Origin of the sequence: Corallococcus silvisoli (genome assembly GCF_009909145.1) — a bacterium.
Taxonomy (GTDB): Bacteria; Myxococcota; Myxococcia; order Myxococcales; family Myxococcaceae; genus Corallococcus; species Corallococcus silvisoli.
Window position 1 is genome coordinate 1,161,464 of record NZ_JAAAPJ010000001.1, and the last position, 22,343, is coordinate 1,183,806.

Below are 22,343 nucleotides of genomic sequence, written 5' to 3' on the forward strand. Positions count from 1 at the left end.
GGCGTGCGCATGACGCGGTGAGCGAAACGGGCGCGGGTCCTGGCTCCCACCACGGAAGTTGTTGGACATCCGCTGGCGCTCGTACTGAGGAGGGACCTCATGCGCACCTGCCCGCATCCGTTCGCCTCCCTTGTCCTTCTCATCACGCTCAGCGCCGCCGCGCAGCCGCCCACGTCCCCGCTGGGGCCCGTGTCGCCCACCACCGGTCTGGTGCTGCGGGACGACGCGGTGCGCGCGCTCATCCAGGAGAGCTCCGGCGACCGCATCCATGACGGCGTGCAGCGGCTCGCATTGATCGCGCGGGACACCCAGTCCGGCTACACCGAAGCCGCCGCGTGGACGAAGACCGCCGCGGAGGCCGCCGGACTCCAGGACGTGCGCCTGGAGCCCATGAAGGACGGTCCCCAGTGGCGCGCCACCCGCGGCGAGCTGTGGGTGGCCGGCGCCCACCGGTACCGCGTGACGTCGTACGCCGACCTGCCCATGTCCCTGGCGGCGGGCAGCGGAGCCTTCGAGGGCGCGGACGTGGAGCTGGTCGACGTGGGCACGGGCACCCAGGAGGCGGAGTACGCGGGCAAGGACCTGAAGGGCAAGGTGGCTCTCACCCGGGGCCACCCCGTCGCCGCCCTGCGCAACGCCGTGGTGAAGCGCGGCGCGGTGGGGGTGGTGTCGTCCTACTCGACGCCGCCCTGGAACCTGTCACACCGCATGGACGGCGACTTTCCGGATCAGGTGGGCTGGGGCGTCGTCCCAAGGTCGCTGTCGACGCCGGGCGTGCCAGCACCCTTCCTGTTCATGATCTCCGACCGGCAGGGGCGCGAGCTGCTCGCCCAGCTTCGGGCGGGCCCGGTGAAGGTGGACGTTAGCATCGCCACGCAGACCGACACGGGACACCTGAGCATCGTCAGCGGCGTCATTCCTGGCACCCGCGCCGGGGAGGAGCTCGTCCTCACTGCCCACCTGGACCACTACAAGCCCGGGGCGGATGACAACGCCTCGGGGTCGGCCACCCTGTTGGAGCTGGTGCGCACCTACACCACGCTCATCCGCCGGGGCGTGCTCCCGCCGCCGGTGCGCACCCTGCGCGTGCTCTGGCTGCCGGAGTTCGAGGGCACCCGCGAATGGTTCTCCCTCCACGGTGAGGAGCCGGTGCGACGGGTGGCCCAGTTCAACTTCGACATGCTCGGCGCGAGCCTGACCCGCGCCCACTCGCGCTTCCAGGTGTCCTACACCCCGGACTGGAACGGCAGCTTCGTGAACGCCGTCTCCGAATCCACGCTGGCCTTCATGAACCGCTTCAACAGCGTGGTGTATCCGCCGCGGAAGGACTTCCGCATCGGCTCGGTCACCGGGTCACAGGACCCCATGGACGCGCACATGGAGCGCTACGGCCGCGGCTCGGATCACCAGCTCTTCAACGACCACGGCATCCCCGGCGTGGCCTTCTCCACCTGGCCCGACGATGGCTACCACACCAGCGGCGACCGGCCGGAGAACGTGGACCCGACCCAGCTGCACCGCGCCGCCTTCGCGGGTCTGGCCTCCATCACCGTCGCCGCCTGGGCGGAAGGCGCGGGCGCCCTGGAGCTGGCGCGTCTGGTGGCGCTGCACGGCGTGCGGCGCGTGGCGGAGGACGAGTTCAGGGCCCGCCGCGATCTGACCTCGGTCCCGGTGGCGGAGCTGCCGGAGACCTACCGGCTCACCCGCGCCGCGGTGCGCATCGCCTATCAGCGCGAGCGCGAGGCCCTGCGCTCCTGTCTGTCCCTGGGCGCGCCCGCCGCCCCCGTGCAGGCCATGGCCAAGGCACTGGAGAGCGCGGAGGCGCAGGCACTGGGACGCCTGGAGGTGGACGGCAAGGCTCGCGGCGCATCCCTGCGAGAGGCTTCTCCCAGCGCGGCCGAACGCCAGGCCCGGACCTTCGTCCCGCGCCGCGTGAAGGGCCAGGAGCTTGCTTCGTTCGACGAGCTGGCGCGCAAGGCGGCCCCCGAGCAGCAGCCCCGGGTGGCCGCCGTGCAGGCCGCCATCACCGCCGCGGAGACGGCCCTGCGGGAGCGTGGGGAGGGGGAGCTGCGCTTCTACCAACTGCCGGATGCCCTCGCGAGCTACGCCGACGGCAAGCGCTCCGTGGCGGACATCCGCGACGCGGCCTATGCCGAGTACGGCCATGTCTTTCCCGTGGATGCACTCGTGGAGCTCTTTGGATTGTTGGAGCAGGGCGGCGTCATGACGCGGATTCGCTGAGAGAAGGTGAATTCATGTCTGGGATGGAAAGGGAGACGTTAGGGTCCGCCGGCTGGGTATTCCCTCCCGGCATTCCACTTCGTTGAGGTTGATTGATGCGTCTCCCTGTCCTGGCGCGTGCGCTGCGCACCGCCTCCCTGTTCCTCGTGGGCTCCTGCTCGCTGCTGACCGCCTGTGGTGATTCCAGCGAGGATCCGCCGGTGCCACCGCCCCCACGGGACACCTCGCCGCGCACGCTGACGCTGCTCCAGACGAGCGACCTGCACACCAACATCTTCCCGTGGGACTACTTCACCGGAAAGCCAGACGCGAAGCGCGGCGTCGCCAAGGTGGCCACGCTCGTCAAGCAAGAGCGTGAGAAGAATCCGGACTGCACGCTGCTCGTGGACACGGGTGACACCATCCAGGGCACGCCGCTCGGCACCTACTATGCCCTCGTGGACAACGCGCCCAAGCACCCCATGGCCGCCGCCATGAATGAGCTGGGCTATGTCGCCATGGCCCTGGGCAACCATGAGTTCAACTACGGCCTGGACGTCCTCAACAAGTTCAAGAGCGAGGCGAACTTCCCCCTCCTGGGCGCCAACGTGCGCAAGCGCGCGGACGGCTCCGAGGCCTTCACGCCGTATGTGCTCACGACGGTGTGCGATGTGAAGGTCGGCATCCTCGGTCTGGTGACGCCCGGCGTGTCGACGTGGGAGCGCGCGGAGAACATCGCGGGCCTGCGGATCGATGACCCCCTGGAGACCGCGAAGGCCTACGTGCCGAAGATGAAGCAGGCCGGCGCGGACGTGGTGGTGGTGGCCATCCACAGCGGTCCGGACAAGCAGCCGGTTGGCAGCGCGAGCAGCCCCGAGTCGTGGCTCGCCGACTACGCGGACGCCACGAAGTGGACGGACCGGGGCAACCTCCCGGGTGAGAACGAGGCCGTTCAGATTGCCCAGGAGGTGGCCGGCGTGGACGTGCTCCTCACCGGCCACACCCACCAACCCATCCCGAAGATGCTGCTGAAGAACCAGGACGGCCACGAGGTCCTGCTCACCCAGCCCAACCGCTGGGGCAGCCATCTGGCCGACGTCCAGCTCCGCGTCACCTGGAGCGGCGAGCGCTGGGGTGTGGACACCCACGACGCCCGGCTCCATGCGGTGGACGACAGCGTGGCCGTGGATGCCACGGTCGCGGGGCTGACCCAGGCCTACCACGACACCACGGTCACCTATGTGAACCAGAAGATTGGCACCACCACCGCGGCGTTCCCCGGCGGCTTCGCCGGGCGCTACGTGGACAGCCCCCTGGCGGACCTGCTGAACATCGTGCAGGAGGAGGCCGCGCTGGAGGCCGGTCATGCCGTGGACCTGTCCGCGACCGCCCTCTTCACCAACGATGGCGCGCTGCCGGCGGGGGACGTCACCCTTCGCGACGCCTACAGCATCTACATCTACGACAACACGCTGTATGTGATGGAGATCAACGGCTCCATCCTCCGGCGTGCGTTGGAGATGAACACGCTCTACTTCGCCACGCTCGACGCGAACAACCTGCCCGCGAAGCCCGAGGGCGCGAAGGCCACCTCGCCCGTCGTCGCGGACTACAACTGGGACCTCTACTCGCGCATCGACTACGGGTACGACCTGACGAAGCCCGCGGGCTCGCGGCTCACGCACCTGCGCTTCCAGGGCCAGGACGTCCGGGACGACCAGGTCTTCCGGATCGCCGTCAACAACTACCGCGGAGGCGGTGGCGGTGGGTACAGCATGTTCCGGGAGGGCCGTGTGCTGTGGACCTCGGCGGACGGCGTGCGTGACTACGTCGCGCGCTATCTCCAGACGCACCAGGGCCTGTCGCCGGACGCGGTGAACACCTGCAACTTCTCGCTCGCCCCCGACCTCTACACGCACTACTTCGCGTCCACGCTCGGCGCGGCGAAGTGCGTGCAGCCGGAGTAGCAGCGGGCGGACTTCCATGGGTCCGGGCGCTCGAGGTTCGTGCGCGCCCGGACCCCGGCGAAGGGTGGGGCGCTCGTGAAGCGCCGTCGCGCGACAGCGCCCCGGTTCTTCGGGGCTCAGCCGCCGCTCGCGCGGGGCGTCTCCCGCGCGGCCCGGTCGAAGGTGTCGCGGGCCCGCTGGACGTCGGGACTGTGGCGCTGGGCCCAGACCGCGAGGCCGGTCACGGGTTCGAGCAGCGTCCGCCCGAGCCGGGTGAGGTCGTAGTCGACGCGCGGTGGAGTCGTCGGGAGGACGGTGCGCCTCACCAGCCCGTCCCGCTCGAGGCTCCGCAGCGTGAGCGTCAACATGCGCTGGGAGATGCCCTCGATGGCGCGCTTCAGGTCGCTGAAGCGCAGGGCGCCGTCCCCCAGGTTGACGATCACCAGCACGCTCCACTTGTCGCCGACGCGGTTCAGGACCTCGCGCGTGGCGACGCAGTCGTCGGCGATGCGCTTGGTCAGCTTTCCGTTCCCTAGTGACTTCAATGTGCCTCCTTGTCAGGCGTCGCGCGGTACGCAAGATAACCCCTCGGTCACCTTCAGTGACCAGGCACACGAAAGTAACCACCCGGAACCCCGAGGAACGCGATGAACGACGCGGCCGCTCCAATCACATCCAACGCGCAGCCATCGAAGGCCCTTCATGTCGGCCTATGGGTCGTGCAGGCGCTCCTGGCCGTCACCTTCGCCGGCACGGGGCTGTGGAAGCTCCTCACCCCCATCCCCAGGATCGCCGAGCTGATCCCCTGGGCTGGACAGGTCCCCGCGGCCTTCTTCCTCGCGACGGGCGTGATCGATCTCCTGGGCGGAGTCGGGCTCGTGCTGCCCGCGCTGACGCGCATCCAGCCAGGCCTGACCTGGCTCGCGGCGCTGGGGTGCGCGCTCCTTCAGGTGAGCGCCATCGTCTTTCACCTGTCACGCGGTGAAGCGGCGAATACGCCCTTCAACTTCTTCCTCGTGTTCCTCGCGCTCTTCGTCGTCTGGGGACGGCGCTCGAAGTGGCCCATCCCGCCGCGTGCGTGAGGCGCGGGAGTCCCTTGAAGGGCCTGTCCGCCCGCCGGGCCGGGACGCTCCATTATCAAGCACGGCTTCAAAGCCCATCCGATCCCCGGCGCCTAGTCTTGCGCGAACGAAGACCGTATCTCTCTCCACCTGACCGGAGAAACCCTCCCTTCATCCAGGAGCAGAGAGATGCAGAAGATTCAAGCTTGGGGAGCTGCCGCGGCGGGGACTCCGCTCGCGCCCATGATCATCGAGCGGCGCGAGCCGGGCCTTCACGACGTCGTCCTCGACGTCCTGTTCTGTGGCGTCTGCCACTCCGACATCCATCAGGCGCGCGATGAGTGGTCGGGCGGCGTCTTCCCCATGGTCCCGGGGCACGAAGTCGTGGGGCGGGTCGCGCGACTTGGGAGCGGAGTCACCAAGTTCAAGGTCGGTGACATCGCGGGCGTGGGCTGCATGGTCGATTCGTGCCGGACGTGCGGCCCCTGCAAGGAGGACCTGGAGCAGTTCTGCCAGGAGGGCAATGCGCCCACCTACAACGGCACCGAGATGGACCGGAAGACCCCCACCTATGGCGGCTATTCCAGCCAGCTCGTGGTGGACGAACGTTTCGCCCTGCGCATCCCCGCGGGCATGGACCCCGCGGCCGCCGCCCCCCTGCTGTGTGCCGGCATCACCACGTACTCGCCCCTGCGCCAGAGTGGCTGCAAGCCGGGCGACCGCGTGGGAGTGGTTGGACTCGGCGGGCTGGGCCACATGGCGGTGAAGCTGGCGGCATCCATGGGGGCCCAGGTGACGGTCCTGAGCACGTCCAGCGGCAAGGAAGCCGACGCCCGCCGGCTCGGCGCCACCGACTTCGTGGTGACGAAGGACGCGGAGTCCTTCCAACGGCTGGCGGGTCGGCTGGACCTGTTGATCGACACCGTCTCCGCGCCACATGACTACAACGCCTATCTCGGGTTGCTCCGCCCTCGGGGCACGATGGCCATCGTCGGAGCGCCGGCGACCGCGTCGCCGCTCCATCCGTTCTCGCTCATCCTCGGGGGCAAGCGGCTCCTGGGCTCGATCATCGGCGGCATCGCCGAGACGCAGGAGATGCTCGACCACTGCGCCAGGCATGGCATTGCCTCGGACATCGAGGTCATCCCCATCCAGAAGATCAACGAGGCCTACGAGCGGGTGCTCAAGAGTGACGTCCGCTACCGCTTCGTCATCGACATGGCGAGCTTGAAAGGCTGACAGACCAGCCCGAATCGCTCCCGATGTTTCGGGAGCCCACTCAGGAGAAGATGCGATGAAGAAACGCATGTTGGGAAAGAGCGGCCTGGAGGTCTCGGCCCTCGGGTTCGGCTGCATGGGGATGAGCTTTGGCTACGGCCCGCCGATGGACCGGCAGCAGGGAATCTCGCTCATCCGCGCGGCTTTCGAGCAGGGCGTCACGTTCTTCGACACGGCCGAGGCGTACGGCCCGTTCACCAACGAGGAGCTCGTGGGCGAGGCCGTCGCGCCCTTCCGTGCCCAGGTGGCCATCGCGACGAAGTTCGGGTTCAAGTTCGATGCGAACGGGCAGCAGGTGGGCACTGACAGCAGGCCCGAGCACATCAAGCAGGTCGCCGAGGCAGCGCTCAAGCGGCTCAAGGTGGAGGCCATCGACCTCTTCTACCAACACCGCGTGGACCCGGCCGTGCCCATCGAGGATGTCGCCGGGGCCGTGCAGGACCTCATCCGTGAGGGCAAGGTGAAGCACTTCGGCCTCTCGGAGGCGGGGGCGAAGACCCTCCGTCGCGCGCACGCGGTGCAGCCGGTCGCCGCCATCCAGAGCGAATACTCGCTGTGGACGCGAAACCCGGAGGCGGAGGTGCTGCCCACCTGCGAGGAGCTTGGGATCGGGTTCGTCCCGTTCAGTCCGCTGGGGAAGGGATTCCTGACGGGCAAGATGGATGCCCAGACCCGGTTCGACAAGGGGGACTTCCGGAACATCCTCCCGCGCTTCACGCCGGAGGCCCTTGGGGCGAATCAAGCCCTGGTCGAGTTGTTGGGCAAGGTCGCGGCGCGCAAGAAGGCGACGGCGGCGCAGGTCGCGCTCGCGTGGCTCCTCGCGCAGAAGCCGTGGATCGTCCCCATTCCGGGCACGACGAAGCTGAGTCGGCTGGAGGAGAACAACGGCGCGGCGGGCATCGACCTGTCCGCCGACGAGCTGCGCGAAATCGAGACCGCGGCTTCGAGCATCGCCGTGCATGGCGCGCGCTACCCGGAGCACCTGGAGCGCAGGACCGGTCTCTGAGGGCACGTCTCCGCGGCCCTGGCACCTCGCGGGTCACTTCACGCCGCGAAGGGCCAGCTCCCTGGCCGCCTCGATGAAGAGGCGCAGCGGCCCGGAGCGTTGCGCGCGGCTGGGGAAGTAGAGGAAGTAGCCAGGAACCGTGGGCGCGTAGGGTTCGAGCACCCGCACCAGTTGCCCGCTGTTCAGCTCCTCCATCACCCTGGGTTCGAACGCGTACGCCAGCCCCAGGCCCATCTTCGCCATCGAGGAGCACATCAGGCCATCGTTGGTGACGACGCCGCCGCGGACCGGCACGCGCCAGGTCCTCCGCCCCCGCTCCAGCTCCCAGGCATAGAGCGTCCCGGTGGTCGGGGAGCGGAAGGTGATGCACTCGTGGTGCAGCAGGTCCTCGGGGCGCTGCGGTGTCCCGTGCCGCGCCAGGTATTCGGGCGTGCCCACCACCACGAAGCGAAACGGATCCGTGAGCCGGACCTGCACCATGTCGCGCTCGATGGTCTCGCTCAGCCGGACGCCCGCGTCAAAGCCCCCCGCGACGATGTCCACGAGGCGGTCTTCGAGCGACACCTCGACCTCCACACGTGGGTGACGCGCGCGAAAGGTCGGCAGCACCGGGTCGATGATGAAGGGCACCGCGGCCCGAGGCAGCGACAGCCGCAGCCGGCCCACGGCCTCGCCCGGTTGGGCCGAGACCTCGGTGAGGGTCGCGGTCGCCTGCGCCAGCGCCGGCCCCGCGCCTTCCACCAGCCGCCTCCCGGCGTCCGTCAGTGAAACGCTGCGCGTCGTGCGGGCGAGCAGCACCACGCGCAGGTGCTTCTCGAGCTGCCGCACGGACTGACTCACGGCGGCCGTGGAGACGCCCAGCTCGCGCGCCGCGCCGCTGAAGCTGCGCTGACGCGCCACCACGAGGAACACCTGCAGCTGGGGGAGGAGGGCCGGCTTCATCGCGATAGCTCCTGTGAGGCTTCGGGAAACCTCGCCCGACCCCGCGCGCGGACTCACCCAGGGGCCAGTCCGGCCCCGAGGGTGCCGCGCTCGATTTTCAATCATTGCTTAAGAGCCCATCCGCCTCGGGCTGTCCAGTCGGCCTGGGGTCCAGCGTGGACTTCCATGCGGGAGGTGGGCGCACGCCACTCTCAATCGCCTGTGGATTCCGCCGGGTCAGAAGCACTGGCACGGTGCCTCGCCCACCACCGCCATGACCCACCTGGCCAGCCAGGAGGCGAGCGACGGCATGGTCGTCGAGTGGATGGAGAAGGTCACTGACGCGCAGTACGGCGCGCAGCCCTGAGTCCCCCCGCGAGCCGCTCCCGCGTCAGACCCGTGAGGTGCCCATGCCCGTCATGGGGTTGGCGCCTATGAGCCGGTTCGACGCCGCGTTCCCCGGCCCCGCGCGCCCTCATGCTCGCAGCCTGCGTGCGAAGAACGCGAGGATCTCATCGCGCGCCGCCAGGGTGGGCTCTCCCGCGGCGTCGATGAGGTGTGCTGTCACGACGCTGTGCGGGCTCCCGATGACCTCCGCGAAGAATGGAGGCGGGGTCGGGTTCGCCGCGGACGACGGGAGCACCCTCGGAACGAAGCGGTCTCCGAGCGCGGCCGCGTAGGCCTGGAACCGCTGGGCCGTACAGAAGCGGTCCCCCTCGAACCGATAGGCGAGCACCGTCAGGTCATCGCGCTCCAGCCGCTCCCGCACCGCGGACGCCTCATCCTGCGAGAGCTGGATCGCGCCGGGGTCGTTCAGCGGCAACGACGGCTGGCAGAGGACGGGCGCGAGCATCGCGCGCTCCAGCATCAGGGTGAGCGCGAAGTTCCCCGTGAAGCACATCCCGATCGCGCCGACCCCCGGCCCCCCACACTCCTGATGCGCGAGGCTCGCGAGCGCGCGCAGCCACTGGGTCACGGGGCTCGACCCATTCGCCGCGAACGCCCGAAACTCCGCGCTCACGCAAGCGCGCTGCAGGACCGCGCGCCCCTCCCCCGCGAGTGGGTAGGCGCCGTCGCGGCCGAAGAGCGAAGGCATGTAGACCGTGAAGCCCGCGTCCCTCACCCAACGCGCGAAGCGCGCGACGTGTGGGCTGATGCCGGGCATCTCGGCCAGCACGATGACGGCGGGGCCGCTGCCGGTGACATGGACCGCCTTCTGCTGGTCCTGCAGGGTGATGTCGCGACGCTCGAAGTCATCGAGCGGATCGTCGGCCGTGGTTTCGTTCGAGAGAGTCATGCGCCGACGATGAGCGAGAAGCCGGTCGGGGCCAAGTGGCAGGAATGACAACCTTCGGTCTAATATCGCCACATGGTGACGCACCTGGTTTTCGACGGAGTCGCGGACGGTCCACTGGGCGTCGGACTGGATGTCATGAGCACCGCCGCGCGTCTCCTGCGCTCGGGGCTCGTCACGGCGTCCGTGCCCGAGCGGGCCTTGCGCCAGTGCGTGGTGTCGGTGGATGGCAGGCCCGTCCGCACGGGCGCCGGGCGCACGTTGCCCGTCGACGGTGCGCTGTCGGCGCGCGGGCTCCGGGAGGGGGACGTGCTGGCGCTGCCGGGGCTCGGGGCGGCCACCGAGTCCCAGGTCGCCGGGCTCCTCCAGCGGCCCGACATCTCGCGCGGAGTGGAACTCCTCACGCGCGCTGCGAGGAAGCGCGTCGTGCTGGCGGCATCGTGCTCGGCGACGTTCGTGCTGGCGGCCTCCGGTGCTCTGGACGGGCGGCAGGCAACGACCACGTGGTGGCTCAGCGGTGCCTTCGCGCGACGCTTCGCGGGGGTGACGCTGCGCGCGGACAGGATGGTCGTGGACGCGGGGAGCGTGCTCACCGCGGGCTCCGCGTTCGCGCACGCGGACCTGATGCTCGCCATCGTGGCGCGCACGGCGAGCCCGGCGCTGGCGCACCTGGTGGCGCGCTACCTGGTGCTCGACGAGCGCACCTCGCAGTCGCGCTACATGGTGACGGAGCACCTTCGCAGCTCGGACCCGTCGGTCCGGGAACTGGAAGCGTTCGTGCTGGCGAACATCGAGCGGCAGGTGTCGATTCAGCAGATGGCTCGCGCCACGGCCACCTCGCCCCGCACCCTGGCGCGGAGGGTCGAGGATGCGCTCGGCACGACGCCCCATCGCTTCGCGCAACGGCTTCGGATCTCCCGCGCGGTGCACCTGCTCGAGACGACCCGCGACTCCGTGGAGAGCATCGCGGCGCGTGTGGGCTACGCGGACGCAGCGGCGTTCCGGCGCGTCTTCCGTCGTGAAACCGGAGAGGCGCCCCGAGCGAAGCGGACGGGCAGCCTCCGGTCGCGAGCCGGTGAAGTCACCCGGAGGGCCCGTGGGGACGGCGGCGGCGCGGAGCGGTCACGTTGACGGCCCTCGGGGTGAACGCGACGATGAACGCATGAAGAAGAGAGTCCTCGTGACTGGCAGTGCCGGCCACCTGGGCGAGGCGCTGATGCGTACGCTGCTTCGCCAGGGACATGACGCCATCGGTGTCGACCGGCTTCCTTCCCCGTTCACCCAGCGCGTCGGCACCCTCGTCGACCGCGCCTTCGTGCGCGACTGCATGGACGGCGTCGAGGCGGTGCTTCATGCGGCGACCCTGCACAAGCCCCATGTCGCGACGCACTCGCGCCAGGCCTTCCTCGACACCAACCTGACCGGGACGCTGAACCTGCTCGAGGAGGCGGTGGCGGCGCGCGTGGGCGCCTTCGTCTTCACCAGCACCACCAGCACCTTCGGTCGTGCGCTCGTGCCGCCCGAAGGCGAGCCCGCAGCGTGGATCACCGAGGCGGTGGTGCCGGTGCCGAAGAACATCTACGGCGTCACCAAGGTCGCCGCGGAGGACCTGTGCGAGCTGACCCACCGCGACGCGGGCCTGCCATGCATCGTGCTGCGCACCTCCCGCTTCTTTCCCGAGGGGGACGACGACGCGGCGATGCGCAGCGCCTACGAGGACACCAACGCGAAGGTCAACGAGTTCCTCTATCGCCGAGTCGAGATCGAAGACGTCGTCGACGCGCACCTGCTCGCGATGACCAAGGCGCGGTCGATTGGCTTTGGCCGCTACATCATCAGCGCGACCACGCCCTTCACCCGTGACGACCTGGCGCTCCTGCGCACCGACGCGCCCGCGGTCGTGCGCCGGTACGCGCCCGAGTTCGAGGCGCTGTATCAGCAGCGCGGCTGGGCCATGTTTCCCACCATCGAGCGCGTGTACGTCAATGAGCTCGCGCGGACGCAGCTGGGATGGCGGCCCCGGTGGGACTTCCGGAGCGTGCTGCAGGAGCTGCTGCTCTCGCGGAGTCACCGCAGCGAGCTCTCGCGAATCGTCGGTTCGAAGGGGTACCACGCGGAGCCTGCGACACCTGTCTGAGCGGACCGCTCCGGGGGCATGTGGGCCCGGCGTCCGCTGGGCAGCGGGGGCCGCCGCCGCGACAGGCGCGGCGTTCGCCCTGTCCGTCGACGCGGCTCAACGGGATGACGTGTTCACCTGGCCGCGGAGCTTCAGGACGTAGAGGAAGTCCTTCTCCGTACGCCCGCGCGCCACCACCAGCCCATCGCGCAGGATGACCACCTCCTCCATCGCGTCGTGGAAGTGCACCAGCGGCGTGATGTCCCGCCTCTGGTGGAACGCCACGGGGCCGTCTCCCAGCGCCTCCCAGAGCGGCCGGCGCAGGGCCTCCTCGGGCGCCACCGCTCCCTCGACCTCCCCGCGAAGGGCGCCCGTCTCCAGGTCGAAGAATCGGGTGATCTGGTCATTGGCTTGGGTGATGGCGACGCTCTCGCCCAGGGCGACCGCGAAGGCCAGCGCTGGGTGGGGCCACGCGTGCAGGAGCACCCCGGTGCGCGCGTCGTAGAGGCGCACGACGCGATCCATGCCGCAGACCGCCAGGAGGGTTCCATCCGCGGAGAGCCCCAGGCCGACGGGCTCCTCCGAGGTCTCGATGACGCTCGACGAACCTCCAGTCAGGTCGAACAGCTCCACCGCCCCCGAGGCCTGACCCACCGCGAGACGGGGTGCCCGCTCCGCGGTGGCCCAGGACGGCTGGGGATCCATGAGCGCTTCGGTGTCGACGATCCGCTCTCCGCTCATGACGTCATGCACCTGCAAGCGGGAGTCTTCCGGGTAGCACGTCACCAGGTGCGCGCCGTCCGGAGTGAAGGCCACCACGTCGGCCGTTCCCCCGGGGCCGTGAAATGCGTGCAGCAAGGCCCCGTCGGTCGCGCGCCACAGCCGCACCGTGTCCGGCTCCACGGGTCCGGCCAGGAGCTGGCCGTCGGGGGAGAAGGCGATGGGCTGCTCGGAGAGGAGGACATCCGGCCCTTCGGGCGGGCCCGGCGGTGCCGCGAGCACGCGCTCCGGCGCGAGCGTTCGCAGGTCCATCACCTGGACGCCCGCGTGGAGGGGTGATTCACCCGAGCGCCGGATGGAGTACGCCGCCCGCTCGCCTCCGGGCGAGACTCCCCATGGATGGTGGCCCGCCTCGGCGGGGTCGTTGGGAAACGCGCGCGCGTGGCCCTGGGCGTCGATGGCGAGCGACGACTGGAGCCGCCGTGCGATGGCCATGCTCCCCTCCGAGGGGCCCCACAGCGCCAGGACGCCATCCCCCTCGGCGAGCAGCGTGGGCGGGACCTCCGCATCCAGGTCGTTGACGCGCACCCGTCCGTCCGAGGCCGTGAGGGCATAGCGCCTCCCGTTGGGGTGGAAGGCCACGCTTCGCTGGCGCCAGTTGTGGGGGTACGGGCGCGTCAGCAGGACCTCTCCTGTGCGCGCGTCCAGCACCTCCACGCGGTTGAACGTGAGCGCCCCCAGGCGGGTGTCGTCGAGCCACGCCACGCTGGAGTAGACAACGTGCCCGCTCGACCCGGGCGTCAGCTTCCAGTCGCGGGTCTCGGCCCGCGCGATGCCGTTGTCGGTGCTCATCGCGAGCCACCGCCCGTCGGGGCTGAAGGCGATGGACTCGACGGGCATCTGGGAGGGGAGGACCGCCACGACCGTGCCCGTCTCGGTGTCCCAGACGCGAACCGTGTTGTCCGAGGCGCCCGAGGCGAGCCACCGCCCAGAGGGATGGAAGGCCACGCACAGCACGGACTGCTGGTGGCCCTCCAGCGTGCGCACCTCCTGGCCGGATTCGACGTCGACCAGGCGCACCACCCACCCGAGGTTCGCGGCGGCGAGCCACCTCCCGTCGGGACTGAACGCCACCGACGTCACCTGCCCCTCTTGCCGGGTCAGCGCGTGCAGGAGCGCGCCCGTGCGCACGTCCCAGATGCGCGCTTCATGGTCGCGGGAGCCCGACGCCAGCCGCGTGCTGTCCGGGCTCCACGCGACGCTGCGCACCTCCGCCTCATGACCCGCCATCACCCGCAGGCGCTGGCCCGTGGCGAGGTCCCAGACGCTCACGTTCCGCTCGTCCTCCCATGACCCCGTCGCCAGCATCGTCCCCGACGGGCTGAAGTTTGCGCAGAGCACGATGGCGCCGTGAGGGAGGACTTGATCCGTGGAGTCCAGCTCGCCACGCAGCGGCAGCAGCGACTCCAGCCAGGGCCCGCCCCCAGCGGCATCCCGCTGCCCGCGCCAGAGCTTCGCTAGTTGGAACAGGTGTGCCTCTGGATGGGTCCAGGCGCCTCGCGCTTCCGGAGGGTAGTGCGACGCGACGTCTGGCGCGTCGAACCAGCGCAGGCGGTTGTAGAGACATTGAAACAGCGCCTCTGGATGCTCGCGCAGGAAGTCCGCGTCGAGCGCGACGGCGCTCCGGAGGAAGCGCAGCGTCCGCGGGCCCACGATGGGACCTCCTGCCGTGGACACACGGGCCTCCGCGGGCGTCCGCGCGAGTCCGTCATCCAGGGCGGCCATGAGCGCGTCCACGCCCCCGGCCTTCAGCAGCCGTTCGAGGGTGGGCAGGTCGGTGAGTGACGCGAGGGACGGGGAGTCAGGGGACATGGTGGCGCCGGGGCAGTGAGGCCTGGAGGGTACTCGCACCCAGCGTGCGCCGGTGGCTCGAAGATGCCCGTGACCGAGCTGGGAACAGCCGGCCGTCGCCCGGGTGTGAGCACGCAATCGGGGCGGCGGCTCACACTTGGGCTCGGGACGCGCCTCCGCTATTTTCTGGCGATGACATCCACTCCCCGGCTCGACGCTCAGGTCACCTCATGAACATCACGAGGTTGCGAACCTTCGTCGTGGGCGCTTCGGTCCTCCTCTCGCTCTCAGGCTGTGCCACCACGGGCACGCAGCGCCCGGTGGAGGCTCACGCCGCGCCGGCCAAGGTGGTCGAGCTGGCCGGGGCCTTGAAGCCCTTCGCTTTCCTCCTGGGCACCTGGGATGCGGCGGGCGGCGGTACGCCCGGCGCGTCGGCGGGGACCTTCACGTTCCAACCCGATGTGCAGGGGCAGGTGCTGGTCCGCCGGAACGAGTCCTCGACGCCCGCTGGAATCCATGAGGACTTGATGGTCCTCTATCTGCCGACGCCCGACGCGGTCCGCGCGAGCTACTTCGACAACGAGGGGCATGTCCTGCAGTACGCGGCCCACGCGGAGGACTCACCCGCGAGCGCCGAGTTCGTCACCGACGAAGGCCGCGGCGGCCCCCGCTTCCGGCTCTCGTATCGGCTGAACGCGGACGGCACGCTCAACGTCAAATTCGAGATCGCCCCACCCGGAGCCGAGTTCCGGACGTACCTGGAAGGCACCGCTCGACGCAGATAGGTGTGTCATCCGGAGGAGCGTCCAGAGCCCCCGTGACGCTCCTCCCTCGCGAGCCCGCCGCGAGACCTCCGGGGCCGGGGTGTGACGCTGCTGGTCATCGCACAGAGCGTGCGGAAGACCTGACTGCCGGCACGGCGGTGGAGTACACAGGGTGGGACGTGACTCTGGCGCGCAAGCGCTCCCTCCGACGTGAACTCTCGCGCAGAAGGACATGCCGACATGAACGCAACCCGGTGGTTCGGACTCGCTTCCCTGATGTTGCTGCTGGCCTCCAACTCCCTGGCCGAGGACAAGGCCCCCGCGGAGGCGACGGGCGCCGTCGGCCGGTGGACGACCATCGATGACGAGACGAAGAAGCCCAAGTCGGTCATCGCCATCTACGAGGAGAACGGCAAGCTGTACGGGAAGATCGAGAAGCTCTTCCGCGAGCCCACGGAAGAGCAGAACCCGGTCTGTGACAAGTGCCAGGGGGCGCTGAAGGACCAGCCCATCATCGGGATGACCATCCTGCGCGACCTGAAGAAGGACGACGACGAGTGGTCCGGTGGCACCATCCTCGATCCGGCGAACGGCAAGACCTACAAGTGCAAGATCGCCGTCGAGGAGGGGGGCAAGAAGCTGAAGGTCCGCGGCTACATTGGCATGTCATTGCTGGGCCGCACCCAGCACTGGAACCGCGCCGAGTAGCCGGAGGCGCTGAACTCAAGGGACGTACCGCTCGGCGGTGTTCAAGACCCCGCCGTCGGAGTCGCCCCCGATGATGAGCACGCCCCCGGCATCCAGCCATGTGGCCGTGTGGTAGGCGCGCGCGGCGGCCATGGGGGCGATGAGCTCCCTGCCGCCATCCGGCCGGAGGAGCTCCGCGGAGTCGCGCGGGGCTGTGTAGTCGGTGGAGGAATACCCGCCCGTGACGAGCACGTCGCCCGAGGGCAGGGCGGTGGCCGTATGGACGAAGCGAGCGTGTTTCATGTCCTCCTGGGGAATCCACGCGGCAGTCTCCCAGTCGTAGCGCTCCACCGAGCTGATGACCCATCCAGGCGACCCCACCCGTGAGCCGGTGACCAGGACTTCGCCTGACGGCAATAGCGTGGCGGCATGCCCGTTGCGCCCATTCTTCATCCGCGCGAAGAGGGGGCGCCAGCCAGCATCCGGCTGACTCGAGTCGTAGAGCTCCGCGGTCGTCTGCGCACCGTTTTGATTGAAGCCACCGATCGCCATCACCATGTCCTCGTCGAGCAAGGTGAGTGTCAGCGCGCTTCGGCCGACATTCAGGTTCCCCGCGTTCGTCCAGGTGTGGCTGTCCGGGTCGTAGAGCGCCGAGGTATTCAGCCCGTCGTAATCCGAGGTCCCGCCACCCGCGACCAGCACCTTCCCCGAGGGCAGACGGACGGCCGCATGGCTGGCACGTGCTCCCAGGTCGATGGACTCGTATTGGGTCCACGCACGGGTCTCCGGGTCGTAGACTTCCGCGTTGCTCAGCGCGCTGCCTGATGGACCCCGTCCGCCGACCACCACGACCTTGCCATCGCCCAGCAGGGTGGCGGTGTGGTCCATCCGCGCTGTCGTGAGGACCCCGCCATCGCTCCAGCTGTTGGTTGAGAGCGTGTAGAGCTCCGTCGAGCGCGTCGGCGAGAAGCCATTGCTGCTCCCGCCAACGACGAGCACCCGGCCATCGTTCAGGACCGTGGCGGTGTGGCCCATGCGCCGCGTCTGCATTGGAGGCACCGGCTTCCACCCCGGTGGCTCGGTCTCCAGCGGCCCCCCGTCAGACCCTGCGTCCGTTCCACCATCCGGCTTATCCCCACCGTCAACGCTTGCATCGGGCTCGCCTCCTCCATCCTCCGCGGGCCCCGGGTCCTGACAGGTGACGCGGTTGGCCTGACAGAACCGATCCACGGCGCCATCGACGTCGAGACACCCGGCCATGTGGATGCCGAGCGCCAGCAGTCCCAGGGCCGCGAAGCGAAGTGGAGGACTCATGGCCACCTCCCGGCGACGAACGCGGATGTGCCGTCTGTTCCTACCTGCAAGGACGATCGCTTCTCTGGCGCACCCAGGAGGTACATTCCCGTGGCGGCGCCCAGCCCCACCACGCCCCCCATCAAGAGCCCCACGCTGACCTTCTGGAGCCCGCGAGCACCGCGCGCCACGTCGAGGGCGTCGGCTCGGGAGTGGAGGTCCGGGGCCGCGCCCTCCAGCTTCGCCTTCCTCCCCTCCGCCATCCCCCAGAAGATCCCCGCCGTGGCCACGAGGGCTCCTCCCGCCACGGCGGGGATGAGCGCCCGGGTGCGCAGCGAGGCCCGTGAGCCGGACGCGTCCAGCGCCGACTCGGGGGCCGCCACTGGCGCCACCGAGACCGCCACCGGAAGCGGCTCGGAGGGGGGCGGACTCGCCTGGGTCAGCGCGAGGGCTTCCCGTCTCGGGGGCTCGCGGTCCTCTCCTCGTGTGGCCAGCTCGCTTCGCACGTTCTTGCGCATGGCCTCGAAACGCCGCTTCAGCTTGGGCGAGACGTTCAGCGGCAGCGTCGCGTCGGGGTCCAGGATGAGACAGGCCCTGAAGGCGGCGTCGCTCTGACGGTTCTTGATCTGCTCCGCCAGGATGATCCCCTCGTAGAGCAACATCGCCACGTCATCCTCGGGCCCCGTCGACAGCTGTTTGCAGCGGGCCACCTGCTCCAGCGCGCTCTCGTAGGCGAGGTCCTCGATCAATCGATGGACGGAGACCACGCAGCGGTGCACTTCGGTGGAGTCGTCGCCCCGGGCGACCCCTGGGATGAGGGCGAGCCCCAGGAGCAGGGGCCAGACCCGGATGGGCACGAGCTGTTTCGTTGGCATCGCCTGGACTTCTTTCAAACGCGTCCCGCGTGTTGGCGTCGAGGCAGTGGGGCGCGACGGGGCCGCTCCACGCGGCGACCCAGGGGTGTCCGGGTCTCCAGGCAGGAAGAGGGGGCGGGCTGGATTTCGTCCCAAGAATTCCTGGGCGGCCCGATGTGGGTCAGCCTGCTCCGCGAGTCAGTCGAGCAGCCCGTGCAGGCTGATATCCAGCCGGCTGTTGACGAGGCCCAGCAGGCTCTCCAGCGCGAGCTGGTCCTGCTTCAGCCGGGGCGTGAGCTCCATCCGGACGCGCTCGAGGAGCAACTCGCGGGCGTCGGCGACCCTGCGCGCGACGCTGGAGCGTGAGCCGCCATACAGGAGCGTCAGCCGGTCCATCGTGAACCCGTGGAAGTGGTGCAGGCGCAGCAGGGTCCGCTCCTGTTCGGGGAGCACCTCCACCGCCTTCCGCAGCGACTCGACGAGGAGCTGGCGCGCGTCTTCGCGCAGCAGCGCGTACTCGGGATTGCTCGGGGCCAGCAGCCGCGCGAGCTCCTCGGGAGGATCCGCCACGAGCTGATGGCGCTCGTCCCGGCCCACCAGCTCCCCGGCGATGCGCGCGGCGATGATGACGACCCAGGTGAGCAGGGGCCCTCGTCCCCCATAGCTCGAAATCTTGGGGGGCGCGCCGCCGCTGGCCACCAGCAGCCGCTCGCGCAGCATCTGCAGCACTTCGTCCAGCATGCTCGGCGACACCCGCCCAAGCCGGGAGGGAACGAGCCGGAGGAGGTGCTGCTCGAAGGCCCGGAGGGCGGCGGACTCCCCGGTGGCGCAGGCGCACGCGAGGTACAGGTCGGCGGCATGGAGGACGCGCAGCACCTCCAGGGTCTTCCCCGCGGGCAGGTGCCGGGCCAGGTGCCGCACGAAGGACTCGGCCGGGAGCGGGAGGGCGGGCCATGCGGCGCGGGCCGCCTCGACGTGTCCGTGCAGCAGCGCCTCCCACCCCTCCACGGCCTCCAGCTCCGCGGACTGCCCCCGTGGCAGGTGCTCCCGCAGCAGCGCCGCGAGGGTGCCTGGGTTCCGTTCGTCGCTCATGGCCTCGCCTCACGCTGTTGCCACGCCAACACCTGCTGGAGCTCCGGGCGACCTCGGATTCCCACGGACTCCAGATGCGCCCGGGCCTCGTCGGCCATCGCGAGCGCCCGCGACCGGTCCGGGGCGGACCGCGTCGCCACGAGCGCCCGGGCCAACGCGAAGGCGGTCTTGCCAGCGAACCACGGGTCCTTGATGTCGCCGGATTGGGTCTGGATGCGCCGGGCGCGCTCGAGCAGCGGGATGGCCTTCGCCACGGCGCCCAGCGCCAGCTGTGCCTCTCCAGCGCAGGACAGGGCACCGGCACCATCCTGGGACTCCACGCCGTCGGCCTTCTCGGTGAGCTTCAGCGCGCGCTCGCAGTACATGAGTGCGTCCTGCGGGGCCTGGGCGGCCAGGGTCACGTCGGCCAGGGGAAGCAGCACGGACAGCAACCCGGCCCCCTCCGGCCCATGCGCCTTCTCCTGCCGCCTCAGCGCGTCCAGCACGTCGCGCCGTGCCTCGGAGTGGCGGCCCAGGTTCATGAGCGTGAGCCCTCGGACCACCAGCGACGGGACGGCTCGCGTCGTGTCGGGGCCCTGCAATTGCTGGATGCGCTCCAGGGCCTGGGTGGAGAGCTCGACCGCCTTGTCGAACTTCCCGGCCTCCCCGGCCACCATCGCCTGCTCCTCGATCACCTGGACGACCGAGTAGTGATTGGGAGCGCGGGTTCTCTCGAAGATGGCGCGCGCCCGCTCGAGCATGGGCGCCACTTCCTCCTGTCGGCCCTCGATGCGCAGGGCCGCCGCGAGGTTCAGGAGCGCTGTCGCGAGGAGGGTATTCTCCGGGGCGTGAGAGGCCTCGTGGAGGGCCAGGGCCGTGCGCCAGATGTCCACGGCCGCGGCGCGCTTGCCCACGTGCAGATAGGCCGAGGCGACCCGGTTGTAGGAGGCGACGAGCTCGGGGTTGTCGGGGCCCAACAGGCGCTTGCGCAGCTCGAGCGCCTGGAGGTGGAACTCCAGTGACTCGTTGTCGTGGTTCTGGACCATGCGGATCCTCCCCATCTCGTGGAGGAGGCTCGCCGTGTGGAGGCTGTCCGGGCCGTTTCTCCTGCGTGAGAACTCCAGGCCCTGCACGGCCTCCTTCTCCGCCTCGGCGAGGTTGCCTTGCTGCTCCCGCAGCGAGGCCAGGCGCAGGTGCAGGAGCGTCGTGAGGTCCGGGAAGCGCTCCCGCCCCAGTCGCTCGACGGCGGACCGTGCGTGCCGGATGAGCTTCTCCGCGTCCGCGGGGCGGTACTGCGCCTCACCGACCACGAAGATGAGCTCCAGCCATGCACGCGCCACGCTCTCGTCGTCACGCCCGGCCTCGGCGGCCCACACGGCCTCGTAGAGGGCCGACTCCGCTTCCTTGGGTTTGTCGCTCTGCTCCAGGAGCTCGCCGTGGGCCAGGAACACCTCCGCCTCCAGCGGCTTGTAGCCAAGCCCCTGCTGCTCTTCGAGGAGCGCGGACGTCACCGCGAGGCCGTCGGTGAAACGGCGTGCCACGAGGTGGGCCCGGGCCTGCGCCAGCTTGTGCCTCGCCGCCTCCACCCGGGAGAGGAGGCTGTCGGGCGGCTGCGGGCGGATGGCGAGTCCGCTCGTGTCCCGGCACCCGGCGAGCCCCTCAAGGGAGGCCGCGAGCGGGCGCGTGTTCTGCACGGTCTGCGCGTCAGCCTTCTCCAGCACCTCCGTGACGGCGGCCAGCTGCCAGAGCCGCGCATCGAGGCATGCGGCGGTCTGCCTGGCCGAGGCCGCGGCCTCACCCGTCATGGCCAGGCACGCCTCGGTGCGAAGCGACTGCCATTGCGCGGTGTGGGCATCCAGCACCGCCGCGAGCTGTTCCCAGGCTTGCGCGGCATAGGGCAGGCCGGTGGCGAGGAAGGCCGCGCGGCCCTGTTCTCGCCGCGCGGCGCTCCAGGCCACCGCGACCTTCTCCGCTTCCTGCGCACAGCTGGCCTCGCGCCGCTGCGCGGTCGTCCCGTAGGCCGCGAGCGTCCCGATGAGGCCGGCAACGGCCATCGTCGCCATGATCCGCGCGAGCCACCGGACGGGCCGTGGCGCGAGGGCGGCCAGCAGCGCGTGCATGGAGGGGAAGCGCTCCTCGGGCTTCGCGCTGAGCCCCCGGAGGACCGCGCGTCGAATCCGGGTCGGGATCTTCACGTCGCGCTTCGGCGGGCTCAGCCTGCCTTGCTGCGCGGCCTGGACCAGCTCCTTCAGCGTCTCGCCTTGGAAGGGGCGCCCGCCGAAGAGGGCTTCGTGGAGGGCCACGCAGAAGCTGAACTCGTCGGAGCGGGCATCCGCGCGCTGACCCCGCACCAGCTCCGGAGCGAGGTAGGCGGGCGTGCCCAGAAGCTGGCCCGTCCGGGTGAGCTGGCCGGCGGGGGCGACAGGGGCTTCCGCGTGCTCCTCGCGCGCCGCGGCCTCTTCCTCCTGAAAGAGCCGCGCGATGCCGAAGTCCGTGACGAAGACGCGCCCATCCTTCCCCAGGAGGATGTTGGCGGGCTTGAAGTCACGGTGCACCAGCCCCGCGGCGTGCGCGGCGGCGAGGCCCTTGCCGGCTTCAAGGAAGACGCGCAGGACGTCCTGCCAGGGGTGGGGCTGCTTCATCCACTCCGCCAGGGTGATGCCTTCCACCAAGGCCATGGCCAGGAAGACCCCGTCGCCGTGGGTGCCGACGTCGTAGAGGGTGACGACGTTGGGGTGGGAGAGCCGGGCCAGCGCCTGGGCCTCGCGCAGCAGCCGTTGCTGGAGCTCCTGGTGGTGCCGCCCTTCGGGGCGCAGCACCTTGAGGGCCACCCGCCGGCCCAGCTCCGGGTCATCCGCCGCGTAGACGACGCCCATGGCCCCCGCGCCGAGGGTTTCGCGCACCACGTAGCGGGAGACGCTGTGGCCAGGAAGGAGCTGGGGTGGGGAATGCGCTTCGGATGGGGCTGCGGGAGCACCGGACCGGGCCGCGGGACCGCCTTCACCCGCCGCGAGGGCCCACCGGCAGTCCGAGCAGCTCTCCACGTGAGCAAGGACACGAACCCGGTCCTCTTCGGAGAGCAGACCGGAGAGAAAGTCAGTCAGCGTCGCTTCCTGCGGACATGGCTGCATAGGTAAGGGTTCCGCGGACGTACGGGGGCGCCCAAGGATTCTTGGGATGAAGGCTAGCCCATTCCCTCCTATTTCCCGATAGCCGGATAAGCCTGGGGTGCCCCGTGGAGCGGAGATGTCCCTCGTCGAA

At 70.0% G+C, this 22,343-nt stretch carries 17 protein-coding genes; 9 read left to right on the plus strand and 8 right to left on the minus strand.

All coding sequences use genetic code 11. From position 1 onward, the window contains the following. Window positions 1-99 precede the first annotated feature (99 nt). Both GTY96_RS04645 and GTY96_RS04650 read left to right on the plus strand, forming a co-directional pair. Window positions 100-2,241 carry a M28 family peptidase gene (locus GTY96_RS04645; RefSeq protein ID WP_161663961.1) on the plus strand — a complete coding sequence of 714 codons (2,142 nt, stop codon included), beginning with the start codon at window positions 100-102 and terminating at the stop codon, window positions 2,239-2,241. A gap of 95 nt (window positions 2,242-2,336) precedes the next feature. Further along, window positions 2,337-4,187: a bifunctional metallophosphatase/5'-nucleotidase gene (locus tag GTY96_RS04650; protein ID WP_143898789.1), complete on the plus strand. Its 1,851-nt coding sequence runs from the start codon at window positions 2,337-2,339 to the stop codon at window positions 4,185-4,187. Between the two features lie 116 nt (window positions 4,188-4,303). On the opposite strand, the gene GTY96_RS04655 is transcribed toward GTY96_RS04650, so the two are convergent. Beyond that, a complete protein-coding gene (locus GTY96_RS04655) occupies window positions 4,304-4,711 on the minus strand; it encodes a winged helix-turn-helix transcriptional regulator (protein WP_161663962.1) in 408 nt (135 codons plus the stop codon). A gap of 174 nt (window positions 4,712-4,885) precedes the next feature. On the opposite strand from GTY96_RS04655, the gene GTY96_RS04660 reads away from it, so the two are divergent. The 3 genes from GTY96_RS04660 (at window position 4,886) to GTY96_RS04670 (ending at window position 7,511) form a co-directional block, all read left to right on the plus strand. Further along, window positions 4,886-5,248 carry a DoxX family protein gene (locus GTY96_RS04660; protein ID WP_255441863.1) on the plus strand — a complete coding sequence of 121 codons (363 nt, stop codon included), beginning with the start codon at window positions 4,886-4,888 and terminating at the stop codon, window positions 5,246-5,248. Between the two features lie 168 nt (window positions 5,249-5,416). After that, the gene (locus GTY96_RS04665; RefSeq protein ID WP_161663963.1) at window positions 5,417-6,466 is read left to right on the plus strand and encodes an NAD(P)-dependent alcohol dehydrogenase; all 1,050 of its coding nucleotides are present in this window, start codon (window positions 5,417-5,419) and stop codon (window positions 6,464-6,466) included. A gap of 55 nt (window positions 6,467-6,521) precedes the next feature. Continuing rightward, on the plus strand, window positions 6,522-7,511 hold the full coding sequence (locus tag GTY96_RS04670; protein WP_161663964.1) for an aldo/keto reductase: 990 nt from the start codon (window positions 6,522-6,524) through the stop codon (window positions 7,509-7,511). A 33-nt stretch (window positions 7,512-7,544) separates the two neighbouring features. Here GTY96_RS04670 and GTY96_RS04675 read toward each other — a convergent pair whose 3' ends face one another. Next, a complete protein-coding gene (locus GTY96_RS04675) occupies window positions 7,545-8,453 on the minus strand; it encodes a LysR family transcriptional regulator (RefSeq protein ID WP_161663965.1) in 909 nt (302 codons plus the stop codon). A 454-nt stretch (window positions 8,454-8,907) separates the two neighbouring features. Then, complete coding sequence (locus tag GTY96_RS04685) at window positions 8,908-9,729, minus strand: dienelactone hydrolase family protein (protein WP_143898795.1); 822 nt, start codon at window positions 9,727-9,729, stop codon at window positions 8,908-8,910. 135 nt (window positions 9,730-9,864) lie between these two features. Between GTY96_RS04685 and GTY96_RS04690 the strand changes: the two genes are divergently transcribed. Both GTY96_RS04690 and GTY96_RS04695 read left to right on the plus strand, forming a co-directional pair. Further along, window positions 9,865-10,857 (plus strand): GlxA family transcriptional regulator, encoded by a 993-nt coding sequence (locus GTY96_RS04690; protein ID WP_235685325.1) that lies wholly within the window; start codon window positions 9,865-9,867, stop codon window positions 10,855-10,857. A gap of 31 nt (window positions 10,858-10,888) precedes the next feature. After that, window positions 10,889-11,863 carry an NAD-dependent epimerase/dehydratase family protein gene (locus tag GTY96_RS04695; RefSeq protein WP_143898797.1) on the plus strand — a complete coding sequence of 325 codons (975 nt, stop codon included), beginning with the start codon at window positions 10,889-10,891 and terminating at the stop codon, window positions 11,861-11,863. 96 nt (window positions 11,864-11,959) lie between these two features. On the opposite strand, the gene GTY96_RS04700 is transcribed toward GTY96_RS04695, so the two are convergent. Further along, window positions 11,960-14,434, minus strand: a complete 2,475-nt coding sequence (locus GTY96_RS04700) for a WD40 repeat domain-containing protein (protein WP_161663967.1) — start codon at window positions 14,432-14,434, stop codon at window positions 11,960-11,962. A gap of 224 nt (window positions 14,435-14,658) precedes the next feature. On the opposite strand from GTY96_RS04700, the gene GTY96_RS04705 reads away from it, so the two are divergent. Beyond that, on the plus strand, window positions 14,659-15,198 hold the full coding sequence (locus GTY96_RS04705; RefSeq protein WP_161663968.1) for a hypothetical protein: 540 nt from the start codon (window positions 14,659-14,661) through the stop codon (window positions 15,196-15,198). Between the two features lie 219 nt (window positions 15,199-15,417). Continuing rightward, a complete protein-coding gene (locus tag GTY96_RS04710; protein WP_143898800.1) occupies window positions 15,418-15,885 on the plus strand; it encodes a DUF2147 domain-containing protein in 468 nt (155 codons plus the stop codon). A 15-nt stretch (window positions 15,886-15,900) separates the two neighbouring features. Here the strand turns inward: GTY96_RS04710 and GTY96_RS04715 are convergent, their stop codons facing one another. The 4 genes from GTY96_RS04715 to GTY96_RS04730 all read right to left on the minus strand — a co-directional run bounded on the left by GTY96_RS04715 (window position 15,901) and on the right by GTY96_RS04730 (window position 22,213). Beyond that, entirely contained in the window at window positions 15,901-17,178 is a 1,278-nt protein-coding gene (locus tag GTY96_RS04715; RefSeq protein WP_161663969.1) for a Kelch repeat-containing protein, read from the minus strand. Beyond that, window positions 17,175-18,032 (minus strand): hypothetical protein, encoded by an 858-nt coding sequence (locus tag GTY96_RS04720; RefSeq protein ID WP_161663970.1) that lies wholly within the window; start codon window positions 18,030-18,032, stop codon window positions 17,175-17,177. Before GTY96_RS04720 ends, GTY96_RS04715 begins: the two co-directional genes overlap by 4 nt. 177 nt (window positions 18,033-18,209) lie before the next feature. Continuing rightward, on the minus strand, window positions 18,210-19,103 hold the full coding sequence (locus GTY96_RS04725; protein WP_161663971.1) for an RNA polymerase subunit sigma-70: 894 nt from the start codon (window positions 19,101-19,103) through the stop codon (window positions 18,210-18,212). Continuing rightward, window positions 19,100-22,213 carry a protein kinase domain-containing protein gene (locus GTY96_RS04730; protein WP_201755776.1) on the minus strand — a complete coding sequence of 1,038 codons (3,114 nt, stop codon included), beginning with the start codon at window positions 22,211-22,213 and terminating at the stop codon, window positions 19,100-19,102. The genes GTY96_RS04725 and GTY96_RS04730 overlap by 4 nt, the downstream gene beginning before the upstream one ends. Window positions 22,214-22,343 lie beyond the last annotated feature (130 nt).

Bases quoted from the DNA above. Each gene is read 5' to 3' on its own strand.
- GTY96_RS04665 (WP_161663963.1), top strand. From the start codon at position 5,417: ATGCAGAAGATTCAAGCTTGGGGAGCTGCCGCGGCGGGGACTCCGCTC.
- GTY96_RS04720 (WP_161663970.1), bottom strand. From the start codon at position 18,032: ATGCCAACGAAACAGCTCGTGCCCATCCGGGTCTGGCCCCTGCTCCTG.
- GTY96_RS04675 (WP_161663965.1), bottom strand. From the start codon at position 8,453: ATGAAGCCGGCCCTCCTCCCCCAGCTGCAGGTGTTCCTCGTGGTGGCG.
- GTY96_RS04690 (WP_235685325.1), top strand. From the start codon at position 9,865: ATGAGCACCGCCGCGCGTCTCCTGCGCTCGGGGCTCGTCACGGCGTCC.
- GTY96_RS04645 (WP_161663961.1), top strand. From the start codon at position 100: ATGCGCACCTGCCCGCATCCGTTCGCCTCCCTTGTCCTTCTCATCACG.
- GTY96_RS04700 (WP_161663967.1), bottom strand. From the start codon at position 14,434: ATGTCCCCTGACTCCCCGTCCCTCGCGTCACTCACCGACCTGCCCACC.
- GTY96_RS04685 (WP_143898795.1), bottom strand. From the start codon at position 9,729: ATGACTCTCTCGAACGAAACCACGGCCGACGATCCGCTCGATGACTTC.
- GTY96_RS04695 (WP_143898797.1), top strand. From the start codon at position 10,889: ATGAAGAAGAGAGTCCTCGTGACTGGCAGTGCCGGCCACCTGGGCGAG.
- GTY96_RS04650 (WP_143898789.1), top strand. From the start codon at position 2,337: ATGCGTCTCCCTGTCCTGGCGCGTGCGCTGCGCACCGCCTCCCTGTTC.
- GTY96_RS04730 (WP_201755776.1), bottom strand. From the start codon at position 22,213: ATGCAGCCATGTCCGCAGGAAGCGACGCTGACTGACTTTCTCTCCGGT.
- GTY96_RS04715 (WP_161663969.1), bottom strand. From the start codon at position 17,178: ATGAGTCCTCCACTTCGCTTCGCGGCCCTGGGACTGCTGGCGCTCGGC.
- GTY96_RS04710 (WP_143898800.1), top strand. From the start codon at position 15,418: ATGAACGCAACCCGGTGGTTCGGACTCGCTTCCCTGATGTTGCTGCTG.
- GTY96_RS04725 (WP_161663971.1), bottom strand. From the start codon at position 19,103: ATGAGCGACGAACGGAACCCAGGCACCCTCGCGGCGCTGCTGCGGGAG.
- GTY96_RS04670 (WP_161663964.1), top strand. From the start codon at position 6,522: ATGAAGAAACGCATGTTGGGAAAGAGCGGCCTGGAGGTCTCGGCCCTC.